The sequence below is a fragment of the Gordonia sp. UCD-TK1 genome (assembly GCF_001691435.1).
Classification (GTDB): domain Bacteria; phylum Actinomycetota; class Actinomycetes; order Mycobacteriales; family Mycobacteriaceae; genus Gordonia; species Gordonia hongkongensis.
On the sequence record NZ_LZMP01000024.1, the window covers coordinates 181678 to 197974 of the forward strand.

Genomic DNA, 16297 nt, shown 5'->3' on the forward strand with positions numbered 1-16297 from the left:
GCCGCCAAACGAATCGGCCGCAGCCGCGACAAGAGGTTACCGGCCGGTTAGTTCGACGATGCGCCCGGTCGGGTGAGTCGCGTCCGAGACGCTTCCATCCGGTCAGCCGTGACCGGCAGATTGCCGGTCAGTTGTGCTTCGGCTGGGGTGCGTCCTCGATGAGATCCTTGGACCAGTCGTACATCCACTGGGTCGCGGTCTGACCGTCGTTCTCCCAGTAGCGGGTGGTCGCGTACATCGCGTGGACGGGATTCGACGCCGCGTTCGCCAGCTTCGACACCGCCGCCAGCGGGTTGACGATCGTCGGCGAGTCACAGATGAGATCGCCCGGGGCGCAGATGGATTGAACCCGGTCGCGGAGATCGCCGAAACCGCCGGTGCGCGGGCCGGTCATGGAGATGCCGGGAACGAGGTTGCCCATGCCGCCGAGCGCGATCTCGGCGCCCACGCCGTTCGGGCTCGGCTCGATGTCGTTCTGCTCACCCGGTTGGCGCCGACCGTCGGCGATCAGCCCGACGCCCAGCACGAGATCCTGGTCACCGTCCTCGAGCACGCCCCGGCCGTTGCCGATGTTGCTGGCCAGATCGCCGGCGATGACCGCACCCTGACTGAATCCCATGATCACGTAGCTCGTCAGCGGGCAGCGTTCGTTGGTGGAGATGATCTTGCCCGCCGCGCGCTTGTATCCCTGCGTGCGTGACACGTTGTAATCGGCCTGCCGGTCGGCGAGGTTGGTCGGATTCCGGAACTGCGCCGTGTAGGGAACGGTGTAGATCTCGCTGCGGGACGAGTCGAAGTCATTCGAGAGGGCACGCGACACGCGCAGCATCAACGAGTTCGGATTCGCCGACGGCGCGTACGGATCGTCGTCGGCGCTCGACTCCCAGGTGCCGGGCACGACGACGGTCAGAACGTCCGGGCAGTCCGCAGGCTGTGCATCCGGCCGTTCTTTCGACGGCGGGGTCGTCGACGGCCCGCCGGGGCCGATCGGCGCGGGTCCCGGAGCCAGCCACACCAGAACCAGCACGACGATGAGCACGATCGCGATGACCGCGAGCGCGAGGAGGAGCAGCGCGAAAGCGCCGAGCCGCCGGACGGGACCCTTCCGGATGCGGCCCGCGGCGTTGCGTCGAGCGGCCACGTCAGCAGTAGTGCTGTTCGGCCGCGCGGATGACCTTGTCGGCCTTCGAGTTCGCTTCCTCGACGTTGTCCGCCCCCGGACCCACAGAGGCGGTGACGAAGGCCTTCACCATGCTCGGGTCGGTGCCCTTCTGCTTGGCACCACAGACGTACTTCGCCATCGTCAGGGCCACTGAATTGTCGTTGTCACCCATGAACGTGACGTCCTGCTGCTTCAACGCGGCGAGATACGCGCGGGCCTTGTCGTCGAGCGGCTGGCCGCTGGGTCCGGGGAAGCTGGCCGGGACCTTCGTGCTGGGGTTCGGTTCGGTCGCCGGCAGCTCCGACGTGCCGCCGGGCGTGGACGGGGTGGTCTCCTCGGATGTGGAACCCTGCGACGCGCTCGTCGAGGGAGCGGCCGAATACAGCGACGTCGTCGTGACCGGGTTGTTGGTGATCGGCGCACTGGCCGTCGAGTCATCGGCGCAGGCCGACACGGACCCGAGCGCGAGAGCGAGGCCCGTCACGGCCAGCACCAGCCGCACACACTTCGTTGTCATCGCCACTTCCTGCCGAACCTTTCGGGTCGAGATCAACGCACCGCCGGACGGTCTCGTCCGGCGACACTCACGTCCGGCCTGCGGCCGATCGCAACGCAGGGGCACCCTGCGTCGCACACCACGTCAGGCTACCGTCCGCGCGAGGCCGTTCCGGCCGCCGCACCAGCACCACCTGCGGTAACGGTCCGATTCCTCAGCGAAGTTTCAGGCCGTACACACGTGGGGTCGAGGTTGGGGCACCGTCGGCGCCCCGTCCCCTCCTTCTGACCGTCACTTCAGGACCTTGGTGCCGTCCTTCGCCGTCCAGGTGATCCGGCCGTGCTCGAAGTGGTTGACGCGGCCCTTGCCGTCGCGGGTCGGGAGTTCGTCGGTCGTCGGCTTGCCGAGACGTCCGCTCGGTCCACCGGCAGCGACGTAGGCGCCACCGATCGCGCCGGTGACGATCTTCGGACCCTTCGGGCCGGTGAACATGCGTCCGCCGGCGAAGTCCTGTGCCTTGCCACCGGCAACCGGGTACGACGGGGTGAGGCAGCCCCCGAGCGTCGCCTTGTTGGCGTCCCAGACCTTGCGGAAGGCGCCGTCGACGCGGCATGCGACCGCGTCGCGCGACAGTCCGAGGGCCGCGGCGGCCTGCGGCCACGCCTGCATCATCTCGAACTCCCAGTACGGCCAGGTGTGGGTGCCCGACGGCCGGTAGTTCGCCTGGCCCGGAATACCCTTGCGATTCAACTGGATCGCGAACTGTTGCGAGGTCACGCGGCTCAGCATCTCGAGTCCGACGCCGGAATAGTTGGTCGCGAGCATCGGGATGTCCGACGGCTTGTCGTGCGGCCCGACCATGCCGTTGCCCGAGGAGACGTACAGGCTCGTGCCCTGCAGTTTGTCGACCATCAGATAGGGGTCGTGCTCTTTCCACGCCGGATCGGACGGCGGACCGAACATCTTCATCGAGTCGTAGCCGCCACCGTCGCGCACCGCGAACTGGATGGCCTGCGGCATGCCGAACGAACTCAGCTGCAGGATCCCCGAGAACGACGCCGCGAACTTGTAGAAGCCGGGATTGCGCGCGGCCAGCATCATCGCCGCGGATCCACCCATCGAGAGTCCCTCGATGCCGCGGACGTCCGTGGAGCGCCAATCGTTCTCCAAGATGGGCGGCAGTTCCCGCATGAGGAACGTCTCCCACTTGTAGTTCTTGCCGCGGTCGGGTTCCTTCCAGTCGGTGTAGAAGCTCGACTCACCACCGATCGGCAGGATGACGTTGACGTTCTTGTCCTTATAGAAGTCGACGATCTTGGTGTTGATGATCCAGCCGCTCTGATCGTCCTGCGCGCGCAGACCGTCGAGCATCGTCAGCTGCGGGAACTTCTCCTTCGGCTTCGCGTGCCAGTCACGGGCCAGCAGGATCTGCACCTGGATGTTGGTGTTCATCGCCGGCGAGTAGACCCACAGGGCCACGCGCCGGTCGGTGTACCAGTAGGTGTTCGTCACCCTCGCCGGCTGGGCGGCCGGCACCGACGCCGGAGCGACCGGGGCGCGCGAGCTCGGTGGCGCGGGCGCCGGAGCGCTCGGCGACGCCGGGGGCGCGGGCGGGGCCGGAGCGGGCTCGGCGCCGGCGAGACCGTTGCCGATGACGAGCACCGCGGCGGTCGCCAGCGCGACCACGGCGGCCGTCACCGGGCGAAGAGTCGCCCGACGACCGGCCGGGCGCGCGTCACCCTGTCCTGCGTCAGCCGGTCGCGCGTCGACCCTGCCTGTACCACTGTTTCGCCGCATCACTCTCCAGAACTCCTTCGCCCCTGTACGCCGGCGCCCGCAGCGTCGTGACCGATTCCCCGTCAGTCACACGTGCCTCATGAGTATCAAACGCCTCAGGAGTTTCTTACACGCCGCAGCGAGGCCTGTCCGCACGCCACGCTGTGACACGTGGGATTTGTGTGACAGTTGATATCTGTGGGGTCGGACGCCCGCTGGAAACCACCCTCCATACAGGGGCGGCGGACTGTAGGGCGTTGGAGCCCCTCTGGAGGGTGGTTTTCAGCGTGGACCTCAGAGCAGGGCGCGCCCACGCACGACGACGCCCCGCCCGAAAACCCGAGCGGGGCGTCGTGTGGCCGGCGGACCGGCGATGTCAGATCAGCGGAAGAACCCGCGGTTCTTGGCGTTCCAGATCATGTCCTGCCAGTAGCCCCAGGCGTGGGTGCCGTTGGCGTAGTAGGTCATCAGCGGGACGCCCTGGACAAAGGCCGCGGCCTCGAAGGCCTTGGACTGTGTGAAGGCGAGCAGCTCGAGGGTCGAACCCTTGAACAGGTCGTCGAACACGTTGGGCAGTGCGTTGTAGCGGCCGAACAGACCGTTACCGGAACCGACGAACACCTTCATTCCGCGCATCAGGCCGATGTTCCAGAAGGGATCGTTCTGGAACCAGCGGATGCTCCACGGCGGGCCCCACATCGCGTCGATGTTCCACGGCTTCGGGTCGACGTCGAGCATCGCCAGGCGCAGCGCGGTACGCATGCCGGGCGCGCTCAGGAAGTTGTAACCCGAGAGCGAGCCGGCGCGGTCGAAGTGCTGACGGTTCTGGGCACCGAGGACCAGTGCGGCGTTACCGCCCATGGACAGGCCCATGATGGCGTAGCGCTTCGACGGTCCGACGCGGAAACCACGGGCGTCGAGCGCGCTGATCAGGGTCCGACTGATGACGCAGTTCCACCGGTACCGGTAGGGCTGCCGGTTGAAGTTGCTGGGTGCGTCCCAGTCCGTGTAGAAGCTCGCGGGTCCACCGATGGGCTCGACGACGTTGACGCCGGACTTCACCATCTCCTGGACGTTGGTGTTGATCTCCCAGCCGCTGTAGTCGTACTGGGCGCGCATGCCGTCGAGGAGGATGACGGTCTTGTAGTTGCCGGGCTTCTTCCAGGCGCGGACCTTGACGTTCGGCATCCCGCAGCCGTTGACCCAGAACTCCTGCTTGCCGACCTGCGTTCCGCCGATCCGGGCGTTGGCCTGGCCGGCGACGACACCGGTCAGTCCCACAACTGTCAGGATGGCGACGAAAGCGGCGATCAACCGGTTGCTCATCCGGTTGCGCGCAGGCCTCGGCGCCTCGGTGGCAGCTTCACGCATGTACAGAATCTCCCTCTTCAGCCGATCGGCCGGAACTCATGGTCCCCGGTGGCCTACCGGTCCTTGTGCGTCACACATTTTTCGTCCCCCGGCTCATTGCGCGGCGCGACGTCGTTCACGAGTCGTTCTCGCATGCGATTCACCGTCGGCGAGCCTATTCGATGCCCCCGAACGTGACAAACCATGTGATCGCGATCACAACCCCCGTCACTTCGGCGTCCCAGCAGTTCAGAACGCCTCAGTCACGACCTTTCTATCGGCCGCGCCCACGGGGACGTTACCGATCCGAGATGTTCGACGGCAACTCCACAGGTTCGACCCCGCGTTTTCTCGGGATTCTCTTGGTGTCGTGTGGTTGGGTGCCGCGCCCGGGCGCGCGTAACTAGCGTGGGTTCACCGGCGGTGGCATCTCCAGGCCGCAGCGCTGGATCTCGTACTCCGGCTCACGCTGGATGCGGTAGCTGTTGAAGGTGAACGCCTGACGCAGGTTGTGCTTGAAGCGGTCGAAGGACCACGGTGCCTCGAACGAGGCGAACCGGTCCTTGGTCTCCGGGCACTGCAGCGCCACCTGGGCCTGACGGACCAGGTCCTCGTCGAGATAACCGGGCAGCACGGGGCGGCGCGGGTATGCCCCGGCCTCGGCGACGACCCACTCGCTCGGCAGGATCTTGTCGTGGCCGATACGGCCGTCCTCGAGACGCTCGGTGTGCGCGGCGAGCGGGTACGCCAGACCCATCTGGTCGATGACGCGCACATCCAGCGGGGCGTTCATGCTCGTCATGCCGAGGTTGAGGAAGTAGACGGTCACCTGCCGCTCGGCACCCTTCGGCATCACGGCGGGAAGTTGCGCCACGTACCACTCGTCGTAGTTGAACGACGGCAGGATGACGCCGCCGTCCTCGCGGTACTCGTCGATCTTCTCGACCATCGCGCTCATGCGCGGGTAGTCGAGGTAATCCTCGGCGGTCACGGGATTCTCGTTGCCCATGTTGGTGACGTAGAAGCGGCGCTCGTCGACGATGCCGCTGCGGCCGATGTCGATGCCCGCGTTCGGCAGCACGTTGGCGTGGGTGGAGACCGCCCACACCACGACGGTGATCCACATGGCGCTCATGGCCACCGCGCCGACCAGTTGGGCCCGCGCGCGCCGGCGGTCGGCGGGGCTGAATTCGGGCGCCGGAGCCGCGTCGTCCACCGGGTCGGAGATCACGGACTCGGAGTCCGTCGACGGCCGGCGACGGAACGCCGCACCGACGTGGGCGGGAATCGTCACCGGCACGACCATCAAGGGCAACAGGGTGATGAAGACCGGAACGAGCAGCACCCGGCCGTGCATGAAGTCGCCGCCCTGACGCATCCAGTAGACGATCAGCACGATGCCGGCGAAGACCACGACGGTCACGACCGCGGTCGAGGACTGCAGCCGGCGCGACCATCCGGCGAGGCGCGTCGACCGGGTGTCCGTCGTCGAGTCGGCCGTTGCGTCAACCGAATCCGCGGTCGCGTCGGCACCCGTGGCGTCGGCCCTCTTCGACCGCATGCGGCCGCCGACGACCAGCAGCACCCCGGCCACCGCCGCCAGGACGACCGGCAGCACGAGCACGTACGGGCCGAAGAGATTGGTCAGATAGGCGAAGCCCTGGTCCCACTTGGCACCGCTGGCGTCCTTCGCGACTGCGGGGTTGGGAACCAGCAGGGCGTAGTAGCCCATCCGGAAGATCTGGTAGCCGACCGGCAGGGTCCCCGCGACCACGACGACGCCCAGACGCATCTTCCAGCCGAGGGGCGCGAAGAACACCAGCAGCAGCACGAGGCCGCCGAGGATCGCCAGTTCGGGCCGGATCAGCGGCGCCAGACCGGCGGTGAAGGCGAGTACGAGCGTGGCCGCCGCGCTCCTGCGGCTCGTGCGCGGGCCGCGCCGCGCCCAGGCGACGAGCTGGCACCACAGGACGGCCGCCCAGAAGATGCAGAGTCCGTTCTCGAGCCCGCTCGTGGCGAAGTCGCGCGCGGGCGGAATGGCGATGTAGATGACCGCGCCGAACGGCAGCAGCAGGGTCCAGCCGTCGCCGGTGAGCCCGCCGATGCGTGTTCCGAACAGTCGCGCGCTGCCGTACATCGCGATCGGGATCGCGGCGACCGAGCAGACCAGCGCCACCCAGAGCGCGACGTACTCGAGTTGACCTTCGGTGAGCCACGCCCAGAACCACAGCAGGTAGGTCCAGGCGGTCGAGGTGTTCGCCTCCACCCGCTCACCGGCGTTGAAGACCGGACCGTTGCCGGCGAAGAGGTTGCGCAGCGTCCGCAGGACGATGAGTCCGTCGTCGGCGATCCACCGGCGCTGCCACGCACCGATCGCGAAGAACGTCGTGACGACGGCGGCCCCGACGACGAAACTGATGACCGCGACCTTGGTGCGGCCGGTCGTCAGCGCCCGGAATCCGGTTGGCGACTCATCAATTGACTGCATAGACCGCGACACCCACACACACCAGCCACGCCACGGCGAGCAGCTGCAGGACACGATCGCCGAGCGCGATCTCCTCGGGCTCGCCCGCGGCACCCCCGTCGACGTCGACGGCGTAACGGAGGATCGCCACGGTGAACGGCACCATCGAGATGGCGTACGCGACGTTGGTGTCGCCCTTGTCGAAGGCCCACAGGCCGTAGAAGATCACGACCGCGGTCGCCGACAGGGTCCACACGAAGCGCAGGTAGGTGGTCGTGTAGTACTCGAGGGCCTTGCGGATCTTGGCGCCCGTGCGTTCGGCGAGCTGGAGTTCGGCGTAGCGCTTACCCGCCGCCATGAAGAGCGACCCGAAGGCCATCACGAGCAGGAACCACTGCGACAGCACGATCTCGGCGGCGACACCACCGGCGATGGCGCGCAGCAGGAAGCCCGACGACACGATGCAGATGTCGATGACGGCCTGGTTCTTCAGGCCGAAGCAGTAGCCGAGCTGGATCACCAGGTAGATGGCGATGACGACGGCCGTCTGCCAGTTGGCGAGGAACGCGATGCCGATCGAGCCGACGAGGAGGACGGCGGCGAGGACATAGGCCAGGGTCACCGGGACGACGCCGGCCGCGATCGGCCGGAACCGCTTGGTCGGGTGGTTGCGGTCGGACTCGACGTCCATCGCGTCGTTGACCAGGTAGATGCTCGACGCGGCGAGGCAGAAGGCGACGAAGGCGATACCGGCGGAGCCCAGCACCGAGACGTCGGTGATGTTGCCCGCGGCGAGCGGAGCGGCGAGCACCAGGACGTTCTTGACCCACTGCCGCGGCCGGACGGCCTTGATCAGCCCGGACGTCAGGTTCTTCGGCGGTCCGAGAACCTTCCCGTGCTCGATCGGCTCCTCGCTCATGCACTCTCCCTGTGTCGTGTCACCCGCGCGATGACGGGGGACGCGGCAAGACGCAGCGTCCCGCCGGGGACCGCGGCCGTCAGGCCGAGCCGGGCCAGGACGCGCGCCGCGCGGCGGGCACGTCCGGACTCCTGGTCATTCCGGGTGGGTTCGAGCAGCACCTTATCGCCCACGATGACCGCCGCTGCGCTCGCGGCACCGATCGCGGCACCCGCGGTGACGTCGGTCGGGTAGTGCACGCCCAGCACCAGTCGGGACAGCAGCATCGGCGGGACCAGCACAGCGGGCAGCACCTTCGGGTCCCAGCCGGCGGCGCGGCCGATGAGGATCGCGGCCGCGGTGGTCGAGGTGGCGTGTGAGGACGGGAAACTCAGTTTGCTCGGCGTCGACACCCCGAKGGCGATCGCCGGGTGTGCGGGCCGCGGGCGGCGCACGATCCGCTTGATGATCACCGACGCGGCGTGCGCGCCGAAGGCGCCCACTCCCGCCTCGAGCCAGAGCTGTTGCGCCCGTACGTCACCGCGGCGGCGGGCCAGGGCCCAACCGGTCCCCGAGATCGCGAGCCAGCCCAGCGCGTGCTCGCCCACGTGCGACAGTCCGCGCGCGGCCGGGCGGACGCCCGGGCGGGCGCCGAGCCCGGCCTGGATGGCGACCAGCGCCTTCTCCTCGCCGTTCAGGGGACGCGGGGTGTCGTCGGCCGGGACCTTCCCCGTCTCCGCACGGTCCTCCAGGACCGTGTCGCCCCCGCTGCCGATCACCGGACCATCAGATTCCGAAGACACCCGCCCAGCTCTCCTTCGACGTCAGGTCGCGGTGTGCGGACCTGTACTGCTGCTTCATCTCCGGGAACTTGTCCTGCAATTCCTTCACGAGGGCGAAATGTTCCCGGGCGAGCTCGATCATCTTCTCGCGGTCGCGCTGCCGGTAGACGACGCCGCGGCCGTCGGCGGTGGTGACCGTGACACCGTCGACCCGTCCGAGGGAGAACCATCGCGCCTCGATCGGAGGGAAGTTGGCCTGCGGCACCTCGTGATGCCGGGGATCGGCCGGGCGGACATTGTTCACCACCGCGGCGGTCAGCGCCTTGATCTTGCTGATCGGGTTCAGCGGTATCGAGGTCCCGAGATGCGTTGCCTCGCCCGAGGTCCGCGGCAGCTCGGTCGCCGAGGGGAGGACGACCGCGTCCGGATACTGCTTGCGCATCTGCGCGACCTTCGGCAGCGCGGTGGGCAGCAGACTGCGGATGTGATCGGGTCCGGCGAGGAAGTCCCGGATCGCCTCGTTCTGGATCGCGACCGTCGAATACTCCAGGCAGAGGAGGTGTTTCGCGGTCGCCTTGGTCATCGACCGGACGATCCCCTTGATGGGACCGTCGTGGTGGATCGAAGCGACGACGAGCCGGTTGCGCAGGTGGAAGTACGCCTGCCAGTCGATCGCGTCGTCCTTGTCGCTCCAGGCCATGTGCCAGATCGCGATACCCGGCACGGTGGCGGTGGGGTAACCGGCCTTCGACGCGCGGAGTGCGAACTCCCAGTCGTCCCACTTGATGAACAGGGGCATCGGGAGGCCGATCTGCTCCGCACATTCGCGCGGGATCATGCACATCCACCAACCGTTGCCCTCGACGTCGATCCGCCGGTGCAGGTTCTTCGAGTTCTCGCGGTCGCGCAGTGGGTGTTTGGAGAAGTTGTGGTCGTACTCGACGAACGGCGCCGCGGTCCACATGAAGGTGTCGCGCCGGATGACCTCACCCATGCAGTGGAGGTGACTGCGGTCCTGCAGGTTCAGCATCTGACCGCCGACGAGCATGGGCGCCTTCGCGAATCGCGACATGGCCAGCGCCCGCAGGATCGAGTCGGGTTCGATCGCGATGTCGTCGTCCATGTAGAGGACGTAGGGCGAGTCGGTGAGCCGCAGCGCCTCGTACATGATGCGCGCGTACCCGCCCGAGCCGCCGAGGTTGCCCTGGTCGAAGATGTGCAGCCGGTCGCCGAGAGCGGCCGCGGCCTCGGTGTACCCGGGTTCGTCGACGACCTTCTTGGTGCCCTGGTCGGGCATCATCACCGCGTCGATCACCTCGTCGACCATGGGGTCGGAGGTCAACGCGGCCAACGCGTTCACCGCGTCGGTGGGGCGGTTGAAGGTCGGGATGCCCACCGTGACGCGCTTGGTCTCCGCGTCCGGGGTCGGCGCCTCGATGGGCGCGTACCAACCGGCGGAGACGATCTCGGTGTCGGTGTCGGTGGTGACGTCGAACCAGATCCAGCCGCCGTCTTCGAAGGGGCCGAGGTCCAGCTCGAATTCGACTACGCCGCGGCCGGTTTCGTCGGTGTCGACGAGATCACCGCCGATGCCGATACGCGACCCGTCGATCTTGGAGCGGTACAGGTCGACGCGACAGGTGCCGATCACCTCGACGCGGAGCACCACGGAGTCGAGGATGCTCCAGCGGCGCCAGTAGGCCGCGGCGAAGGCGTTGAAGTAGGTCTCGAAACTCACCTCGGACTCGGCACCGAGGAGCACCGAGGTCCGGCTGGGGGCGTGCGCCCGGCGGTTGTTGCTCTCGGACTCCACGACGTACAGCGACCGGACGTCGAGCGGTTCGCCTGCGCGCGGGAAGATCACCCGCTGCAGAAGGGATTTCGCTTTCGACGGCCCCACTCCGGCGTCGGGGATCTCGGATTGGTTCACGGGAGTCACCGTCATCTATTCGGCTCCTGCGGGGTCGGCCACCAGCGGCGCACCATCACGCAGATGCGGTGCCAGGGTGTTGTCGAACATGGTGAGCGCACTCGCGATCGCCATGTGCATGTCGAGGTACTGATAGGTGCCCAGGCGACCGCCGAACAACACTCCGGCACTTGCGGTCTCGGTGCGGGCGAGGTCACGGTAGGTGGTCAGCATCGCCCGGTCCTCGGGTGTGTTGATCGGGTAGTACGGCTCGTCGTCGTTCTCGGCGAACCGGCTGAACTCCCGCATGATGACCGTCTTGTCGTCGGGGTAGGAGTCCCGCTCGGGATGGAAATGCCGGAACTCGTGGATACGGGTGAACGGGACGTCGGCGTCGTTGTAGTTCATCACCGGTGTGCCCTGGAAGTCGCCGGTGTCGAGCACCTCGGTCTCGAAGTCGAGTGTGCGCCAGCCGAGTCGGCCGGCCGAGTACTCGAAGTAACGGTCCACGGGGCCGGTGTAGACGACCGGGGCGTCGGGACTGTCGGCGCGCAGCTGCTCACGGACGTCGAACCAGTCGGTGGACAGGCGCACCTCGATGCGGTCGTCGGCCGCCATGTTCTCGAGCCACGCGGTGTAACCGTCGACAGGTAGACCCTCGTAGGTGTCGTTGAAGTAGCGGTTGTCGAAGGTGTAGCGGACCGGAAGCCGGGTGATGTTGCCCGCGGGCAGTTCCTTGGGATCGGTCTGCCACTGCTTGGCGGTGTAGTGCTTGATGAACGCCTCGTACAACGGGCGGCCGATCAAGCTGATCGCCTTCTCCTCGAGATTGCGCGCCTCGGCGGTCTCGATCTCGCTGGCCTGCTCGGCGATCAGCTTCCGCGCCTCGTCGGGACTGAAGTAACGGCCGAAGAACTGGCTGACCAGCCCGAGGCCCATCGGGAACTGGTAGGCCTGCCCGTTGTGCAGCGCGAACACCCGGTGCTGATAGCCGGTGAAGTCGGTGAACTGGTTGACGTATTCCCACACCCGCTCGTTGGACGTGTGGAACAGGTGCGCCCCGTACTTGTGGATCTCGATGCCGGTCGTCGGCTCGGCTTCGGAGTACGCGTTGCCACCGAGGTGGTCGCGCCGGTCGAGCACGAGGACCCGTTTGCCCAGCTGCGTCGCGGCCCGCTCGGCGACGGTGAGGCCGAAGAATCCGGAGCCGACGACGATCAGGTCATAGCTGCTACTGGTTGCCACGGGTCCTCAGGGTAACGGACCCTCCCTGAGTAATCTCCGAGCCACGTGGCCTGGCACGGAAGCCGGGTATTGTTTCGAACATCGGCCTGTAGCCCCCGGGCCCCATCCTCTCCTGTGACCAGTTCGGGGTTTGAGTGACGCCGCTGTTCGTACGATCGCCCGACGACCGGGTGTCCGCGACCCTTCGTGACGCCCCTCCGCAGGCTCCGGGGCTCCTCAGGGAGCAGACACAAACACCTCCGCAGGCTCCGGGGCTCCTCAGGGAGCAGGCAACGGCTCCGATCGAGCGCATCGTCGTCGTGGTGCCCGTCCACAACGAGGCCGAGCGTCTGCCCGCGTGCCTCGAAGCCCTGCAGGCCGCGGCCACGGAGGTGCCGATCCCCGTGGAGGTGATCGTGGTGCTCGACGCCTGCGACGACGACTCCGCGACGCTGGTCACGGACGAGGTGTCGACCGTGGTGGTCGATGTCCGCTGTGTCGGCGCGGCGCGCGGAGCCGGTTTCGCGTCCGTGGTTGCGTCGTCGTCGGAACCGGACACCACGTGGTTCGCGACGACCGATGCCGATTCGACGGTTCCGCGCGACTGGTTCGCCGAGCATGTCGCCGCCGCGGACGCGGGGGCGGACGCGTACGTGGGCACGGTCACCCCGGACGGTTTCGACGAGTGGCCGGCGGGAACGGGCGAGATGTACCTGCGGGAGTACGACCCGTCCCCCGGGCACGGCCACGTCCACGGCGCCAATCTCGGCGTCCGCGCCTCGACCTACGCCGACGTCGGCGGGTTCCGTGAGGTCGACACCGATGAGGACGTTGATCTCGTCGACCGCCTGCATGCCGCGGACGCGGTCATCGAACGGGGTGCGCACGCGCCGGTCCGCACCTCGACGCGACGCGACGGGCGCGCACGGCACGGCTTCGCGGGCTACCTGCGGCAACTGTCCGGGGCCCGGCCCGACGAGGTCGCCGGGTGACGCCCGCACGGGCACGCGCGATCGTCGGCGACCCGTCCTTCGCGCTCCCCCGCCCGGGCGGCGGACGCACCCTCGACCGGTTCGCCGCCCTCGTCCGGGCCTGCTCCGACGACATCAGCACGGGTCGCCTCGTCGAGGCGCACGCCGACGCCGACGCCATCCTCGCCGAGATCTGCGACGGCGGGACCGCCCCGGGCGAGTTCTGGGGTGTGTGGGCGGCCGAGACCCGCGGGAGCGGCGTCGACGCCCGCCGCGGCGCACACGGCTGGGAACTGAACGGGACCAAGGAGTGGTGCTCGGGCGCGTCGTCGTGCACCCACGCGCTGGTCACCGCGCGCACCGACACCGGCAACCGGTTGTTCGGCGTCGACCTCGGCCACCCGGGGGTGTCCGCGGACAGCTCCGGGTGGGCCAACGCGGGCATGCGGGACTCCGACACCGGGACCGTCACGTTCGACGCCGTGCCCGCCGACGCGATCGGCGAACCGGGCGCATACCTCGACCGGCCGGGATTCTGGCACGGCGGGATCGGGGTCGCGGCATGCTGGTTCGGCGGGGCCCGCAAGGTCGCGGCGCCGCTCTACCGCGCGGCCGCCCGTTCCGACGACCCGCTGCTGCTGATGCACGCCGGCGCGGTCGACGCCCATCTCGCGTCCGGTTGGGCGCATCTGCAGGCCGCGGCACGCGAGATCGACACCGACCCGGGCGCGCCGTCGAAACGACTCGCCTTCGCCGTGCGCTGGTCGGTCGAACAGGTCGCGACCGCGGTGATCGACCGGGTGGGACGCGCGCTCGGTCCCGGCCCGCTGTCCGCCGACGCCGGTCACGCGCAAGCCGTCGCCGATCTCACCGTCTACATCCGGCAGTCCCACGCCGATCGAGACCTCGCAGTACTCGGCGCACTGACCGACGGCGTCCCACCCGGACCGGGATCGGCGGGTCCATGACCGCCGACGGCTCCCCCTCGGCGCACCGCTTCGGCGCCACCCCCACCTCGGCGGAGGGAACTCCGGAATCGGAATGGCAGCGGTGGTTCGCCGCGCGGGATCCGTGGCCCGAAATCGAGCCGGGCGTCCGGCGGCTCGTGGTCCTGGCCGCCCATCCCGACGACGAGGTACTCGGGGTCGGCGGGCTGATGGCGGCTGCCCACCGACGTGGCATCGAGGTCGTCGCGCTCTGCCTGTCCGACGGCTCGGCGTCGCACCCTGGTTCGCCCACGCTCTCGCCCGCCGAGCTGGCGATTCGGCGACGCGCCGAAGTGGACTCCGCGACATCGGTTCTGGGCATCGAACCGATGCGATGGTGCGGGCTCGGCGACGGCACGCTCGCCGACCACGAGGACGAGATCGAGACCATCGTCGAGCACACCCTCGCCGAGCAGCCGGAGACCCCGACGGCCCTGCTGGCGGTGTGGGCGCACGACGGTCATCCCGACCACGAGGCCGTCGGACGGGGTGCCCGACGCGTCGGCGACCGATGTGGTGTCCCCGTCTGGATGTATMCGATCTGGATGTGGCACTGGGCGACACCCGACGATCCCGACATCCCGTGGGAGCGGATGCGGACCTTCGTCCTCGACGACGATCTCGAGGCCGCCAAGCGAGAGGCCGTGCAGGCCTTCGACACCCAGATCCGCCCGCTGTCACCCGCCCCCGAAGACGCGACCGTCCTCGGACCGCACATCCTCGACCGCCTCCTCCGCGATCGGGAGTTCGTCTTCGTGTGAACCACGACGCTCACGACATGGGCATCGACGACGGCCCGGGACGGCACTCGACACCGACGATCATCAGGACGGACGACATGGCCGACGACCACACCGCCGGGAGCCGAGAAGGGCTCGCCGACAACTACTTCCACGACATGTACCGAGACAGCGACGACCCCTGGGGCTTCACGTCGCGGTGGTACGAGCAACGAAAGTACGCCCTCAGCCTGGCGGCCTTGAGCTCTCCCCGGTACAGGTCGGTGTTCGAGCCCGGCTGCTCGGTCGGCGTGCTCAGCGCGCAGTTGGCCACGCGCGCCGATCATCTGCTCTGCATGGACGTCAGTCCGCGCGCGGTGGAGCTCGCACGCGAGCGACTCGACGGCCACGACTCCGTCGAGGTGCGCGTCGGCGACATCGTCTCCGCCTGGCCGTCCGGCCGGTTCGACCTGATCGTCCTCAGTGAGGTCCTCTATTACCTCGGCGACGCGGATCTCGACGAACTGATCGCGCGGTTGCCGGAATCTCTGACCCCGACGGGCGAGGTGCTCGCGGTGCACTGGCGGTGGCGGGTCGAGGAGTACCCGCGAACCGGTGACGAGGTGCACGCGGCCCTGCGGTCGTCGGCGTTGCACCCGTCAGCGTCGTACTCGGACACGGACTTCTGCGTCGACGTGATGACTTCGTCACCCATCGGGTCGGTCGCGCAACGAGAAGGACTCGTCACCGTCGCGGACACGCACGGTACGGCATAATGATCTCTTTGAACACCCGGGGGAGTTCGAAGCCTGCGCTTTGCTGTCGGTCCAGTCGAAGCGCTCTGAACAACGTCTCACGAGGAGGCAGGAGTGACCGAGTTGGCGGACTTCGGGGCTCAGATGACGCGCATCGCCGGCGAGATGCGCCGCGAGAGCGACGACACCGAAGCAGCGCTGCGTTCGATGACCAAATTCGCGGTCGACGCCATTCCGGGAGCCGAGTACGCGACCGTGACCCTCGTCGCGAACGGCACCATCGAGACGCCGGTGATGGTCGGCGACCTCGGCGGCCAGGCCGACAATCTGCAGCGAGAACTGGGCGAGGGCCCGTGCATCCGGGCCGCGGTCTCCGATCTCACCGTCTGGATCGACGACATGCGGACCGAGACGCGCTGGCCGAACTTCGCGGCTGCGGCAGCCGATCTCGGTATCCGGTCGATGGCCTGCTTCTACCTCTACATCGACGGCGATGACTCGGCCGCGCTGAATCTTCACAGCACCGAACCGGCGGCATTCACCGCCGAGGCCCGTCAACTCGGCGAGCTGTTCGCCGCGCACGCCGCGACCGCCCTCGGGGCCATCCAGGAGAAGCAGCAACTGCGCGCCGCGCTCGGCTCGCGCGACATCATCGGCCAGGCCAAGGGCATGATCATGGAGCGCTACCGGCTCGACGCCGACGAAGCGTTCGCACTGCTCGCCAGGTTGTCGCAGGACACCAACACCAAACTCGTGGAGGTCGCCACCCAGATCGTCGAGGCGGGACCGGAAGGCGACTGAG

General features: G+C 68.2%; 14 protein-coding genes. 5 read left to right on the forward strand and 9 right to left on the reverse strand.

Features of this window, described 5'->3' with window-relative positions:
* Window positions 1–127: 127 nt before the first annotated feature.
* The 9 genes from A9310_RS14665 to glf form a co-directional block, all read right to left on the reverse strand.
* On the reverse strand, window positions 128–1141 hold the full coding sequence (locus A9310_RS14665; RefSeq protein WP_065631251.1) for a cutinase family protein: 1014 nt from the start codon (window positions 1139–1141) through the stop codon (window positions 128–130).
* 1 nt (window position 1142) lies between these two features.
* Window positions 1143–1679 carry a DUF732 domain-containing protein gene (locus tag A9310_RS14670; protein ID WP_065631375.1) on the reverse strand — a complete coding sequence of 179 codons (537 nt, stop codon included), beginning with the start codon at window positions 1677–1679 and terminating at the stop codon, window positions 1143–1145.
* 270 nt (window positions 1680–1949) lie between these two features.
* Complete coding sequence (locus tag A9310_RS14675) at window positions 1950–3455, reverse strand: alpha/beta hydrolase-fold protein (RefSeq protein WP_065631252.1); 1506 nt, start codon at window positions 3453–3455, stop codon at window positions 1950–1952.
* Window positions 3456–3815: 360 nt separating this feature from the next.
* Window positions 3816–4805, reverse strand: a complete 990-nt coding sequence (locus tag A9310_RS14680; protein ID WP_004021369.1) for an alpha/beta hydrolase family protein — start codon at window positions 4803–4805, stop codon at window positions 3816–3818.
* Between the two features lie 382 nt (window positions 4806–5187).
* A complete protein-coding gene (gene zomB / locus A9310_RS14685; RefSeq protein ID WP_065631253.1) occupies window positions 5188–7272 on the reverse strand; it encodes a flagellar motor control protein ZomB in 2085 nt (694 codons plus the stop codon).
* Complete coding sequence (locus A9310_RS14690; RefSeq protein ID WP_065631254.1) at window positions 7259–8170, reverse strand: decaprenyl-phosphate phosphoribosyltransferase; 912 nt, start codon at window positions 8168–8170, stop codon at window positions 7259–7261. Before A9310_RS14690 ends, zomB begins: the two co-directional genes overlap by 14 nt.
* Complete coding sequence (locus tag A9310_RS14695) at window positions 8167–8901, reverse strand: phosphatase PAP2 family protein (RefSeq protein WP_175401144.1); 735 nt, start codon at window positions 8899–8901, stop codon at window positions 8167–8169. The genes A9310_RS14690 and A9310_RS14695 overlap by 4 nt, the downstream gene beginning before the upstream one ends.
* A gap of 34 nt (window positions 8902–8935) precedes the next feature.
* Window positions 8936–10876 (reverse strand): glycosyltransferase, encoded by a 1941-nt coding sequence (locus A9310_RS14700; protein ID WP_065631255.1) that lies wholly within the window; start codon window positions 10874–10876, stop codon window positions 8936–8938.
* Window positions 10877–12085, reverse strand: a complete 1209-nt coding sequence (glf, locus tag A9310_RS14705) for a UDP-galactopyranose mutase (RefSeq protein WP_058250931.1) — start codon at window positions 12083–12085, stop codon at window positions 10877–10879.
* A 281-nt stretch (window positions 12086–12366) separates the two neighbouring features.
* Between glf and A9310_RS14710 the strand changes: the two genes are divergently transcribed.
* From A9310_RS14710 to A9310_RS14730, 5 genes are all read left to right on the forward strand, one after another.
* Window positions 12367–13056 (forward strand): glycosyltransferase family 2 protein, encoded by a 690-nt coding sequence (locus A9310_RS14710; protein ID WP_065631377.1) that lies wholly within the window; start codon window positions 12367–12369, stop codon window positions 13054–13056.
* Entirely contained in the window at window positions 13053–14003 is a 951-nt protein-coding gene (locus tag A9310_RS14715) for an acyl-CoA dehydrogenase family protein (protein ID WP_065631256.1), read from the forward strand. Before A9310_RS14710 ends, A9310_RS14715 begins: the two co-directional genes overlap by 4 nt.
* Complete coding sequence (locus A9310_RS14720; protein ID WP_065631257.1) at window positions 14000–14782, forward strand: PIG-L deacetylase family protein; 783 nt, start codon at window positions 14000–14002, stop codon at window positions 14780–14782. Before A9310_RS14715 ends, A9310_RS14720 begins: the two co-directional genes overlap by 4 nt.
* 77 nt (window positions 14783–14859) lie before the next feature.
* Complete coding sequence (locus A9310_RS14725) at window positions 14860–15516, forward strand: class I SAM-dependent methyltransferase (RefSeq protein ID WP_065631378.1); 657 nt, start codon at window positions 14860–14862, stop codon at window positions 15514–15516.
* A gap of 93 nt (window positions 15517–15609) precedes the next feature.
* On the forward strand, window positions 15610–16296 hold the full coding sequence (locus A9310_RS14730; RefSeq protein ID WP_083207389.1) for a GAF and ANTAR domain-containing protein: 687 nt from the start codon (window positions 15610–15612) through the stop codon (window positions 16294–16296).
* The last annotated feature ends 1 nt before the right edge of the window (window position 16297 follow it).

Coding starts and splice junctions, on each gene's coding strand:
- A9310_RS14670 (WP_065631375.1), bottom strand. CDS start 1,679: ATGACAACGAAGTGTGTGCGGCTGGTGCTGGCCGTGACGGGCCTCGCT.
- A9310_RS14675 (WP_065631252.1), bottom strand. CDS start 3,455: ATGCGGCGAAACAGTGGTACAGGCAGGGTCGACGCGCGACCGGCTGAC.
- A9310_RS14680 (WP_004021369.1), bottom strand. CDS start 4,805: ATGCGTGAAGCTGCCACCGAGGCGCCGAGGCCTGCGCGCAACCGGATG.
- zomB (WP_065631253.1), bottom strand. CDS start 7,272: ATGCAGTCAATTGATGAGTCGCCAACCGGATTCCGGGCGCTGACGACC.
- A9310_RS14690 (WP_065631254.1), bottom strand. CDS start 8,170: ATGAGCGAGGAGCCGATCGAGCACGGGAAGGTTCTCGGACCGCCGAAG.
- A9310_RS14700 (WP_065631255.1), bottom strand. CDS start 10,876: ATGACGGTGACTCCCGTGAACCAATCCGAGATCCCCGACGCCGGAGTG.
- A9310_RS14725 (WP_065631378.1), top strand. CDS start 14,860: ATGGCCGACGACCACACCGCCGGGAGCCGAGAAGGGCTCGCCGACAAC.